The organism is Saccharothrix ecbatanensis (assembly GCF_014205015.1).
GTDB classification, from domain to species: Bacteria; Actinomycetota; Actinomycetes; order Mycobacteriales; family Pseudonocardiaceae; genus Actinosynnema; species Actinosynnema ecbatanense.
Map to the genome: position 1 here is coordinate 8868361 of NZ_JACHMO010000001.1, position 11580 is coordinate 8879940.

Genomic DNA, 11580 nt, shown 5'->3' on the forward strand with positions numbered 1-11580 from the left:
CAGCCGCGACCTGCGGTCCTGTGTCAGGACTGGGTCCAGCATTCCGTCATCGCACGCGCGGCGCACCCCATTAACTCCCTAATCCCAGTTCGGGGGGTGTGCCCGACACCCCTAGGGTGTGGTGTCGACCTCCTGGGAGGCGGTCCGACGAACGGGGGTGGGGGCGATGGCCACGGGTCGTGGACGGCCGACGCTGCCGGCCGCGGTCGGCGATCTTGTCGGGCGTGACGACCTGGTGCGGGAGACGGTGCAACGCGTGCTCGGCGTCGACCGGCTCGTCACGCTGGTAGGCCCCGGCGGCGTAGGCAAGACGGCGCTCGCGCTCGAAGTGGCCCGCCGTTGCCGCGACCAGCACGACGTGACGTCCACCGGCCTCAGCCGCGACGCCGACGACCAGTACGTGGCCGTCGCCTACCTCGGCCACATCACCAGGCCCGACGAACTCCACCGCGAGATCATCCGCGCCGTCGGCATCACCGACCAGTCCAGCGACGACCCGGTGGACGTCCTGGTCGAGCACCTGCGCGACCAGGACAAGCTCCTCGTCCTGGACAACTGCGAGCAGCTCTGGGAAGCGGTCGGCGACCTGTGCGCGGTGCTGCTGGACGAGGCGCCGGAGGTGCGCGTGCTGGCCACCAGCCGCCACCACCTGGGCATCGCCGGCGAACACGCCACGATGGTGCCGCCGCTGTCGGTGCGTTCCGAAGGCAGCTCCGCCCAGCCGTCGGACGCCATGCGCCTGCTGCTGCGGCGCGCGGAGGCCGCCGGCCGGGTGGTCGAGGAGGACGACGACCTGGAGGCGTTGGGCGAACTGGTCGACTGGTCCAGCGGCCTGCCGCTCGTGCTGGAGCTGATCGCGGTCCGGCTCGGCGGCGGGATGTCGCCCCGCGAGGTCCTGACGAGGCTGGACGGCGGACGGCTGCTGGCCACCCGCACCCGTCGCGTGCGGTCGCACCACCGGACGTTGGAGCAGACCCTCGACTGGTCGCACGGCCTGTGCTCACCGGAGCAGCAGCGGTTGTTGGCGCGCATCTCCGTGTTCGCGGGCGGCTTCACGCTCGACACCGCCGAACGCGTCTGTTCGGGCAACGGCATCGGCGAGCAGGAGGTCGTGGACCTGCTCGCCGACCTGGTCCGGCAGTCGTTGGTGGTGGCCGGTCCGAACGGCCGCTACCACCAGTTGCAGCCGGTGCGCGAGTACGGGCAACGTCGACTGCGCGCGTTGGACGAGGAGCTGTGGGTCCGCGACGCGCACTGCGCCTTCTTCCGCGACCTGGCGGCCGAACTGGCCTCGACCTGGTACGGCGAGGACGAGGTGGCCCTGCTGCGACGCGCCCACGTCGAGATGCCCAACTTCCGCGCGGCGCTGCACCACTGCGCCACCACACCGGGCCTCGCGGAGATCGGCTTGGGCATGGTCCGCGACCTGGCACGGCTGCGGGTGCAGTTCTTCTTCGCGCTGCTGGGCGAGTTCACGACGTGGTTCCAGACGTTGCTGGACCGCGCGCCGGTGCGTCCGACGCCCGAACGGATCGGGTCCGTGGCTCTGCTGGGCTGGATCAAGCTGTGCCAAGGCGCGCCACGCGAGGTGGCCGTCCACCTGGAGCACTGCCGCGAGCTGGTGGCCATGCTGGGTGAGGACGCGCAAGTCGCACCTCTGTACTTCCTCGAAGGGGCCCACGCCCTGCTGGCGGTGGGCGACCCGGGTTCCGTCGAACCGCTGCGCCGGTTGGTGGAGCTGTTCGGGCAGATGGGCCCGGAGTCCTGCGGCGACTGCGCCAGCGCCAAGCTGCTCTGGGCGCTGGCGGCCGGTTTCTACGGTGACGAGGCGACCGCGATCGAGGCGGCCGAGGACTGCCTGAACGACGCACGCCAGGCCGGCGCCGAGTGGGCCATCAGCTGGGCGCTGTGGGCGCGGGGGATGGCGCCGTTGCGGCACGGCGCACCCGAGGAAGCCGTCGCCTGGTTCCGCGCGGGCCTGGAGATCCAGGTGCGGCTGCAAGAGCAGTGGGGCAGCACGTGGGCGTCCGAGGCGATCGCGTGGGCACTGGCCGCCGTGGCGCGGGACAAGGCCGCCGGTGAGGATCTGCTGGAGATCGCCGCCGAACTGCTCGGCGGTGCGGTCGCCATGCAGAAGGCCACCGGCGCCGCGATCGCCGGGCTGATCCCGTTCGGCCGCGAACGCGACAAGGCGCGTGACGCCATCGTGGCCCGGCTCGGCCACGAGCGGTACCACCGCGCGTACGGCCGTGGCACCGCGTTGCCCAGCCGGGAAGCGGTGTACGCGCTGGCGCTCGGCCCGCGGGTCGAGGCAGGCGGACGGCGTGCGCCCGACAGCGGCTGGGATCAGCTGTCAGGGAGGCAGCGAGAGATCGCCGTGCTGGTCTCGCAAGGTCTGACCAACCAGGCGATCGCGCAGAAACTGCACCTGTCCGTGTCGACGATCGAGAACCACCTCACCGCGCTCTTCGCCAAGATCGGGGTGGCCAACCGGGCCGAGCTGAGCACGTGGGTCGGCGCGCAATCCGCCCTGCGCTAGGAGTGCTGAGGTTCAGACGTCCCAGCGCTTGAGCAGTTCGTCGTCGGAGGCGGGGCAGCCGTCGATCGGGGTGTTGACCACGGTGGTGAGCACGTCGTCCCGGGTATGCGCAGTGCGTGTACGTGTCGCCACGAATCGTCAGGCGAGAGCCAAACCAGACGAACGATGATGTGTCACGCCCGTCGCCGGAGCACTCCGTCCCGCAGGAGCGGGACGGCGGTGCTCACGTCCACCTCGGACGCCAACTCCACGTCACCACTGTGACCAGCGGCGATGAGCTCACGGCCGGATACGCAGCCGGCCAGCGCGTCCGCCACCGACGATCGCGCGTACATCTCCGCGGCCAACGCCGCTTCCACCGAGGCCGAGCCGTAGCCCAGCAGCGACGCCATCACCGCACCCGCGCCGAGCAGGTCTTCCACCGCCGGGCGCAACGGTCCCGCGTCCGCGGTGTCAGTGGTGATGTTCACACCCCAGCGCTCGCCGGCGGGCACCACACCGATCGGCCCACCGGCCGCCAACGACCGTGCCGCCGTCCCGACCGCACGCGCGTTCCGCAGACATCCGGCCAACACGATCGACCCCGTGGACGCGGCAAGGTCGCACAACGTCGCGCCGTTGGCCGACGCCAACTCCAGCACCGTCCCCGGCGGCACCGTCACCAGCGACGACGGCCGCAACGTCCACGACGGATCCGCCGGCCTGGCCGCTGAGGACCGGTCCGCCCACCGCACCGGCCGCACAGCGCCCCCACGCCCCACCACGACGTCCACCGCCGTCGAGAACGACAGCACGTCCACGATCACGAGCACCGCGCACTGCTTCCCGAGCGCGGCGACCCCTTCCGGGCCCCACTCCAGCCGCAGCCGGCAACCCTCTTGTCCGAACACGCCGACGAGGATGGCAGACTTGCTGACGTGCGCGTTTACCTGGGATCGGACCACGCGGGCTTCGAGCTGAAGACCCACCTCGCCAAGCACCTGACCGACGCGGGCCACGACGTGGTCGACGTCGGCCCGGCGGTGTACGACGCGGAGGACGACTACCCGCCGTTCTGCATCGAGGCGGCCCGCCGCGTCGTGGCGGACGCGGGCACCCTCGGGGTCGTGATCGGCGGCTCCGGCAACGGCGAGCAGATCGCCGCGAACAAGGTGCCCGGCGCCCGTGCCGCGCTGGCCTACAACGTGGAGACGGCGGAACTCGCCCGCCAGCACAACGACGCCCAGCTGATCGCGCTGGGCGGGCGGATGCACTCCACCGAGGAGGCGTTCGCGATCGTGGACGCGTTCCTCGCCACCCCGTTCTCCGAGCAGGAACGGCACGCCCGCCGCATCGGCATGCTCGCCGAGTACGAGCGCACCGGCGAGGCTCCGGCCCTTCCCTGATGCCCGAAGGCCACACCCTCCACCGCCTGGCGAAGCTGCACCACCGCCGTTACGCGGGCTCGACAGTCCGGGTGTCGAGCCCGCAGGGCAGGTTTGCCGCGTCCTTTGTGGACGGTCGGCGGTTCGTTCGTGCGGAGGCGCACGGCAAGCACCTGTTCCACGTGTACGGCCCGGACGCGACCGTGCACGTCCACCTCGGCCTCTACGGCACGTTCGCCGAGGCGCCGCACCCGGTGGCGGAACCGGTCGGCCAGGTCCGGATGAGGCTGGCCGGCCCCACCCACTGGACGGACCTGCGCGGCCCGACCCGGTGCGAGATCCTCACCGACGTCGAGGTCGCCGCCCTGCGCGCCCGCCTCGGCCCGGACCCGCTGCGCCGTGACGCGAAACCGGACGTGGCCCATGCCCGCGTCGCCCGGTCCCGGCAGTCGCTCGCCGTGCTGTTGATGGACCAGAGCGTGCTCGCGGGCGTCGGCAACGTGTACCGGGCCGAGGTGCTGTTCCGGCACGGCGTCCACCCGCTCGTGCCGGGGAACAAGATCGACCGGGCGTTGTGGGACGACCTGTGGCTGGACCTGACCGTGCTGATGCGCGGGGGTGTGAAGACCGGCCGCATCGACACCGTGCGGCCGGAGCACATGCCCGAGGTCACCGGGCGCGCGCCACGCCAGGACCGGCACGGCGGCGAGGTCTACGTCTACCGCCGCACCGGTCAGCCGTGCCTGGTCTGCGGCACGCCCGTGGCCGCCTCCGAGCTGGCGGGCCGGAACCTCTACTGGTGCCCGACCTGCCAGCCCGCTTGATCTCCTGATCCGGTCCGGTCAGAACCCGCCGAAGTCGCCGCCGCCGAAGTCGCCGCCGAAATCACCACCGCTGTCGCCGCCCGCGTCGCCGCCGTCACCCCCGCCGTCACCGCCGTCGCCGGCGTCGCCACCGGTGTCCTCGGACGCGACCGCGGCCGGCACGCCGACCATGCCCGAGAACATCGCGCTGAACAGCAGCATCGAGCCGAAGCCCCACGCGCCGGCCACCAGAGCGGGCTTCCACCACGGCTCGGAGTACCAGCCCTGCGGCACCGGCCGGCCCGCGACCACGCCACCGGGGTAGTAGTGCGGCGTGCCCGAACCGGGTCGCGGCGAGGCGACGTACCGGTGGCCCTCCACCGTGACGTCACGGTCCTCCATGACCTTGCCCGCACGGCTCTGGCCGGTGAGGTCCGGCAGCTCCGGACCCGGGTCCAGGTCCATCGCCACGCGCGCGGCCCGCACGTAGTACAGGCCTTCCATCGCGGTCTGCGTGACCAGGCGGCACTGCTCCACCGTGCGCGCCTGCTCCATCTGCGACCCGGCGGCGGTGAAGCGTTCGGACGCGTCCGCGAGCGCCTGCTGCGAGGCGACGTCCGAGCCGGTCAGGTTCATCACCTGGCCACCCAGCCGTTCGACCCAGCGGCGCGCGTCGGCCTGGGCGTCCTCCAGCTCCCTGCGGCGCTTCTCGGCGGCGGCCCTGGCGTAGAACCAACCGCCGCCCACCAGCAGAACCAGTAGCACGAGCAACACGATCGTGGTGGTCATAGACCCTCCTGGTGCCTGTTGTCCGGAAAACGCCCCACGGCCGGCGGAGGTTCCCCGAACCGGTCAGAAGACCTCCGGACAGTGTGGGTCGCGATCACCCGAAAAGACGTGCGACAAGGCGTTGACCGCACCCTTTGTGACCTCCCGGACCCGCTGGGCGCGTGCCATGGACGTGAGCTTCGTCCCACCGAGGTACACGGCGCCCAACGCGTGCACGTCCAGCACGACGTCCGGGTCGTCTTCCACCCGCCGCACGGTGGCCGTGCCGTTCTTCACGGTGAACCGCCACCGGCCCGAGTTCCACGGGCAGAACCCGTCGGCGACCTCCAACACGGCGTCCACGTCGGAGTTGTAGCGGCGCAGGGTGAGCGCGCGGTCGACGTCCACGATGCGTACCCACAGGGAGTCGAACCGGTTGCGCAACGCGAGGCGTGAGTCGTCCAGGAGGTGCGTGATCGGGTCGTCGGAGGCGGTGAAGAACTTCAGCTCGCCGACCATGTCGACGTCCAGCAGGTACCGGTAGAGCGCCGCGTACGCCTCGTCGTCGCGTGCGGCCATTTCACGTACGTGCAGCTCGTAGCGCGGGCCGCGTTCCGGCCAGTTCGCCTTGACCCGGTAGACCGCGTAGCCGTGCGGGTGCAGGACGTACCGGTAGGCGCTCAACCCGCCGCGGTCGCGCTCGGTGTCGGAGAGTTGGTAGTTCCAGTTGGCTTCCGCCCTGCTCAGCCACCCCGTGCGGCTTGGCAGGAGCTCGTCGTAGATGGCCTTCATCACCGGCACGGCCTCGTCCCGGGCGACTTCACGCACCCGTTCGCCACCTACCGACACCCCCGGCCGGAACATCGCCTTGGCCGGCACGCCCAGTTGGGTGTACTCCGCCGCGAGCCCGTACCCGTACCTGGGGTAGATCGCCGCTTCCGACGCCCACAGCACGGCCAGTGCTTCGCGGCCTTCGTCGTGCATGCCGTGCAGTTGCGCCTTCATCACGCGCGTGAGCACGCCACGGCGGCGATGGCCCGGCTTCACGGCGACCGACGTGACGGCGGCGACCGGCTGCGGACCGCCACCGGGCACCGCCATGTCCCGGGTCTGGATGCCCCCGCCGCCGATGAGCTCGTCTCCGTCGAACACGGCGTGGTGCCGTTCCGGTTCGAAGATGCCGCGCCACCGTTCGAGCTCTTCTTCGGTGGTGTCGGCCAGGAACGCCGCGTCGAGGACCCGCTGGAACTCGGCGAGGTCGTCCGCCGTGAGGGTGCGGAGGGTGAGCGCCATTGCACGTTCATACGCCGGTCCTCGCCTTCGCGCGATCCAAATCAGGGGTCGCATTCCGGTGGCGGGTTCGGCGATGCTGCGTTGATGGACGCCCACTCGTTGGCGAGCGCGCTCCGCGTCGAAGCTTCCGCTTTAGCGGTGGCGGCGGACCTGGCTCCACCCGATCGGGCGGTGCCGGCATGTCCGGGGATGACGGTGGGCGACCTGCTGGTGCACGTGGGCTCGATCCACCGGATGGTGACGCGCTGGATCACCCGTGGCGCCCGTCCCGCGGACTGGACTTGCTCGCCCGGTGCGGCGGACCCCGTCGACTGGTACCGGATCGGGGCGGCGTCACTGATCGCAGTGCTCGACCCAGCGCGCGCTGGTGCTCCTGCGGCGACGTGGTGCCCGTGGGACCGCACGCTCGGCTTTTGGTTACGACGTATGGCGCATGAGACAGCCGTGCACCGAGTCGATGCCCAGGCCGCGATCGGGTTGGCGGCGCCGTTGGAGCCGGGATTGGCGGCCGACGGCATCGACGAGGTGCTGCGCCTGTGGCTTGGCTGCCACCTACCGCCGGCCGCGAACACGTCCGGCCAAGCGGTGTCCCTGCGAGTGCCCGGCCGCACGTGGACCGTGGCGCTGCACTCGGGCATCGTCGACTACTGCCCCAACGCCGACCCCGTGGCAGTTGTCAGCGGATCGTCGTCGGCGGTGGACCTGTGGTTGTGGGGGCGGGTGGGGGAGGAGCACCTGTCGGTCGAGGGTGACGTGGCGTTGGTGCGGTCGTTGCGTGCTGCGGTCGCGGGGGCGACAGGCTGATATTCCTGCTGGGTGCGGCGCACACTGTGCGGCGTGACGAAGCTGCGCGTGATCCTGAGATGCCTGGTGACCTTCACCATCGGCCTGCTCATGGCGGTGCTGGCGATCCGTTTCGGCGAGGCCCTGTGGCGTGCGATGACTTCTTACGGGCGGTAGGGGGCGGGGCGGACGAAGCAGAACTCGTTGCCGGCGGGGTCGAGGAGGACCTGGAAACTGCCCTGCTCGTCGGTCTGCACGTCACCTTGGGTCGTGGCACCCAGAGCGGTCGCCTTCTTCGTTGCCGCACCGAGGTCGTCGACGTCGATGTCCAGGTGAAGCCGGTTCTTCACCGCCTTCGGCTCCGGCACTGGTTGGAACGAGATCCGAGGCCACCCAGGCGGCACCACATGCGCCCACCCGTGCTCGCGCTCAACAGGTTCCCCGCCCAACAGCCCGGCCCAGAACCGCACCAGCCGTGCGGGTTCGAGGCAGTCCACCACAATCTGGTCCAGACGCATGGCACCCATCATGCTCGAACCTCCTGGGTGTCCGATGTGGACTGACGCGACGAGGTCGTCGCATGGTTCATCGGAACTGCCCGCCGGGGCTTTTCACCAACTGGGCGTCCCGTCCGAAGATGAACCAGCCGAGGCTGCCGAGGAAGGGGAATCCCAGGATCACCACGATCCACAACGTCTTCCCGCCTCCGGTCAACCGGTTGTTGCGCAGCACCGAGACGATGGCAGCGACCCACAGCACGATGAGTGCCAGCGCGATGGCCGCCAGCACGATCATGAACACAACACCGACCGCGTTGTCCGACTCTTGCGCAATCAAAGTGACCATGACGGTCACGCTAAGAACCCCAACCCCCACCCGCCCGTCGAGTCACCCCGAAGGGTGGCTACAGACGGCCGTCGCCCGCACGCAGCTCGGAGAGCCACTCGGCAACCTGGTCGAGCCCGTGCAAGTACTCCCCACCAGGGCCATCGAGCAGATCAATCCCGTACAGGCGACCAAGCGCCCTCCACACCACCGGGTCCGCCACATCGACGTCCTCGACGAAGAACCGACCCGCCCACCGATCAACCACATCCCGCCCAACCGCACCACTCAACAGCCGCTCGAACTGTTGCGCGACCTCATCACGTGAAGGCACCCCCAACCCCATGACCGCGGAGTCTGACAGCCTCGCCGTTACGCCGGAAGGACTGGGAGGGGAGATCCCTTACAGCAAAAGACGGTCCACGTGGGACGGTCCGTGAGCGATCTACCAGCAAGAAGAGCGTGGAGCGGGTGATGGGATTCGAACCCGCATGACCAGCTTGAAAGGTCTGGCAGCGATCAAGCTCCTGACCAGCTAACCCTCTGACCAGCACCTTTGCGTGCCATCTGACCGCCCGTACCCGTGATTGACCGCTGTTGACCCTGAGATGGGGCACGCGAGGGGCACGGACTGCTGCCGTGGTACGCCTGCATGGTCGCGAGGCGGCACGCCCGGGTAACGGTGGGGTCGATGTACCGATGACCTAACTGACAGTTAGGTCGAGGTTGGAGGCGAGATGGATTCCTTTGAACTTGGCAGACTGACAGATTTCGATTTTGAGGCTGTCTGTCACGATCTGTTCGAAGAAATCCTGAATGTAAGGTTGGAACTCTTCTCTCCTGGTGCCGATGACGGAGTTGACCTTCGACACTACACCGCAGTCGGCGGCAAGTTGGTGATTCAATGTAAACATTGGATTCGGTCGGGTCGGAGTGCCCTGAAGCGCCATATGCGAGATGTCGAGCTTGTCAAAATAGATTCGCTAGCGCCTGATCGATATATTCTCGTCACCTCTGCAGAGCTAACGAAGAAGTTCAAAGACGACCTTTTTCAACTGCTGAAGCCTCATGTGGCCGAACCTGGTGATATTTACGGTCTGCATGATATTGAAGCAGAATTGCGAAAGCGTCCAGAATTGGTGCGGAAGCATCTGCGACTATGGCTAAGCAGCACCGCGGTGCTGCAAGCATTGTTGAATAAGTCGGTTTTGGTGCGTTCCGGTTTCCTTCGTGAAGAGCTGGAAGAGAGCCTTCGGGTCTATGCGCCTAGTAAAGGATTCCACACTGCTCAGGAACTGCTCGAGTCTTACGGAGTATGCATAATAGCGGGCCCTCCGGGGGTCGGTAAAACCATTCTGGCGAAAGTCTTGTCAGCGGCATATGTTGCGAATGGGTATGAGATAGTCGAGGTTTCGTCGGATGTAGAAGAACTATTTCAGTCCTGGGATGAGGACGTGCCTCAAGTATTCTACTACGACGATTTTCTGGGTCAGACTACCCTGGAGGATAAACTCCACAAAAATGAGGCGAGTCGTCTTGTCGCGGCGATGCGGAAGGTAAGTCGATCGCCTAACAAGCGCTTCATCCTTACTACGCGTGAGTACATTCTCGTGCAAGCTCGTCAGCGGTATGAGGTACTTTCGCGACATGATTTGGAACTCCACAAATGTGTTCTTGATCTTGCGGAGTACTCAAAGCTAATAAGGGCGGAAATCCTCTACAACCACATCTACCATTCGGTGCTTGATCCGGCTGAAAAAGCCAATTTCGCGCGCCCGGCTGTGTATCGACCGATCGTAAACCATCGACTTTTCAACCCGCGACTTGTTGCTCATAGTATTCAGATTGCAAAGGTGGGTGAAGCAAGCGAGGGGATCGCCCAGGCGGTCCTCGGTAATCTCAATGACCCGCAGCGAATCTGGGGGCATATGGTCGAGTATGACCTAGATGACTCGGCGCTCCATGTGCTTGAAATGCTTTTTTCTTTCGGAGGATCCACTGCATTGGCAGACCTCGAAATTGCTTGGTCTGCGTATAGGTGCGAACTCGGCCAGGTTGACGACGCACGTAGGTTTCGACGCGCGGTAGATATTCTGGAAAACACTATGATCCGCACGTCTGCTCCGTTTGGTGAAATACAGGTCTTTTTTCATAACCCTTCGGTTCGGGACTTTATGGTCGGCTATATCGGCCGGCAAGCAAAAGTGATCGAGCACATAATCGCAAGCGTGGAATACTACGAGCAGATTGTGAACATCTGGACTGTCGCTAACGGCCGTGCCGGAAGCCAGCTGTTTGACCGCATAGCGCGGCTTCCTTCGGTGTTAGAACAGGCGATCCTGCGAACCTTTGAATCGGAACCCTCCCCAGGCAGGCCGCACGCGTCATGGTCAACTCGTGCTGGGGCGACGCTCGCAATTGCATCTGCTTTCAATCTGGAGCGGATCGGGGAGCTGATGCAATCCCACCTTCGCGATGAAGAGTGGATCTGGAACGTCGATGATCACGAGGAGATTGCGTCACTGGCAAACGCTGTCCATAAGTGTACGCTCAGTTCGGTTATCGAAATCCGCGATTCCGTTATCGAACAAGCTTGTCAGCATATCTGCAACTCGGTGCATGACTGGGCAACTGCTCGGCGTGCTATGGGCATCCTGGCACAGATTGGCGGAGGTGCCTCAGAGGTCTACATCAGTCAGGTAGAGAGCGAGCGGCGCGAATATATGGAAGCTGAGTTTGCGTCGTGGGTCGGAGGCGACGAACCTGGCTATGTGGACTGGTCTAATTTGGATGAAATGATTGATGAGGCTGATTTCCATTTTAACCCCGAAGGCGATTTTCCTGGGTTTACGGAAGCGCGTGAAGCGCTTGCGGTGCACCGCGAGAACACCACTGTTCCGGAGGTTGACATCAATGTGCAAGAGCGTGAAGACGTTTCGCGTGACGATAGGGTTGTAGATCATCTGATGGGTCTCCTTCGACAGCAATCGCGTTGATTGGAGTTTCATTCGCAGTTCAGGTTGCATTGGAGCCCATTCTCTCGGTGGCAAGACGGCGGAGCCGTCGCGGCAGTCGATCGCCGTGCCCAGCGCTGGCAGCTGTATGACCGCGCGATCGTCACGGCCCTGATGGCTGGAAGTGGCTTGTGGAATCTCAGGCGTGGGTGGCGTGCGGCGCCTCCCGGCCACGTGCATCAACTCCGCGC

Annotated in this window: 13 protein-coding genes; 6 read left to right on the top strand and 7 right to left on the bottom strand. The window is 66.5% G+C overall.

From position 1 onward, the window contains the following. The first annotated feature begins 166 nt into the window (after positions 1-166). On the top strand, positions 167-2539 hold the full coding sequence (locus tag F4560_RS39450; protein WP_184928130.1) for a helix-turn-helix transcriptional regulator: 2373 nt from the start codon (positions 167-169) through the stop codon (positions 2537-2539). A 12-nt stretch (positions 2540-2551) separates the two neighbouring features. Here the strand turns inward: F4560_RS39450 and F4560_RS43850 are convergent, their stop codons facing one another. Together F4560_RS43850 and F4560_RS39455 are read right to left on the bottom strand one after the other, a co-directional pair. Beyond that, positions 2552-2671, bottom strand: coding sequence for a cytochrome P450 (locus F4560_RS43850; protein ID WP_221483802.1), 120 nt, complete (start codon positions 2669-2671; stop codon positions 2552-2554). A gap of 41 nt (positions 2672-2712) precedes the next feature. After that, positions 2713-3429, bottom strand: a complete 717-nt coding sequence (locus F4560_RS39455; RefSeq protein ID WP_312869751.1) for a 2-phosphosulfolactate phosphatase — start codon at positions 3427-3429, stop codon at positions 2713-2715. 27 nt (positions 3430-3456) lie between these two features. Here F4560_RS39455 and F4560_RS39460 point away from each other — a divergent pair, with 27 nt between their 5' ends. Further along, complete coding sequence (locus F4560_RS39460; protein ID WP_184928131.1) at positions 3457-3924, top strand: ribose-5-phosphate isomerase; 468 nt, start codon at positions 3457-3459, stop codon at positions 3922-3924. After that, complete coding sequence (locus F4560_RS39465) at positions 3924-4727, top strand: Fpg/Nei family DNA glycosylase (protein WP_184928132.1); 804 nt, start codon at positions 3924-3926, stop codon at positions 4725-4727. Before F4560_RS39460 ends, F4560_RS39465 begins: the two co-directional genes overlap by 1 nt. A gap of 18 nt (positions 4728-4745) precedes the next feature. Here F4560_RS39465 and F4560_RS39470 read toward each other — a convergent pair whose 3' ends face one another. Together F4560_RS39470 and F4560_RS39475 are read right to left on the bottom strand one after the other, a co-directional pair. Beyond that, the gene (locus F4560_RS39470; RefSeq protein WP_184928133.1) at positions 4746-5495 is read right to left on the bottom strand and encodes a hypothetical protein; all 750 of its coding nucleotides are present in this window, start codon (positions 5493-5495) and stop codon (positions 4746-4748) included. A 63-nt stretch (positions 5496-5558) separates the two neighbouring features. Further along, positions 5559-6767: a GNAT family N-acetyltransferase gene (locus F4560_RS39475; protein WP_184928134.1), complete on the bottom strand. Its 1209-nt coding sequence runs from the start codon at positions 6765-6767 to the stop codon at positions 5559-5561. 84 nt (positions 6768-6851) lie between these two features. Between F4560_RS39475 and F4560_RS39480 the strand changes: the two genes are divergently transcribed. Both F4560_RS39480 and F4560_RS45860 read left to right on the top strand, forming a co-directional pair. After that, positions 6852-7571, top strand: a complete 720-nt coding sequence (locus F4560_RS39480) for a maleylpyruvate isomerase family mycothiol-dependent enzyme (RefSeq protein ID WP_184928135.1) — start codon at positions 6852-6854, stop codon at positions 7569-7571. 33 nt (positions 7572-7604) lie between these two features. Continuing rightward, positions 7605-7727 carry a hypothetical protein gene (locus F4560_RS45860; RefSeq protein WP_281391995.1) on the top strand — a complete coding sequence of 41 codons (123 nt, stop codon included), beginning with the start codon at positions 7605-7607 and terminating at the stop codon, positions 7725-7727. Here the strand turns inward: F4560_RS45860 and F4560_RS39485 are convergent. From F4560_RS39485 to F4560_RS39495, 3 genes are all read right to left on the bottom strand, one after another. Then, positions 7715-8068 (bottom strand): VOC family protein, encoded by a 354-nt coding sequence (locus F4560_RS39485; protein WP_221483804.1) that lies wholly within the window; start codon positions 8066-8068, stop codon positions 7715-7717. The genes F4560_RS45860 and F4560_RS39485 overlap by 13 nt on opposite strands. Positions 8069-8135: 67 nt before the next feature. Beyond that, positions 8136-8396: a PLD nuclease N-terminal domain-containing protein gene (locus F4560_RS39490; RefSeq protein ID WP_221485278.1), complete on the bottom strand. Its 261-nt coding sequence runs from the start codon at positions 8394-8396 to the stop codon at positions 8136-8138. Positions 8397-8454: 58 nt separating this feature from the next. Next, entirely contained in the window at positions 8455-8721 is a 267-nt protein-coding gene (locus F4560_RS39495) for a YxzC family protein (RefSeq protein WP_184928138.1), read from the bottom strand. Positions 8722-9112: 391 nt separating this feature from the next. On the opposite strand from F4560_RS39495, the gene F4560_RS39500 reads away from it, so the two are divergent. Next, a complete protein-coding gene (locus F4560_RS39500) occupies positions 9113-11371 on the top strand; it encodes an nSTAND3 domain-containing NTPase (protein WP_184928139.1) in 2259 nt (752 codons plus the stop codon). Positions 11372-11580 lie beyond the last annotated feature (209 nt).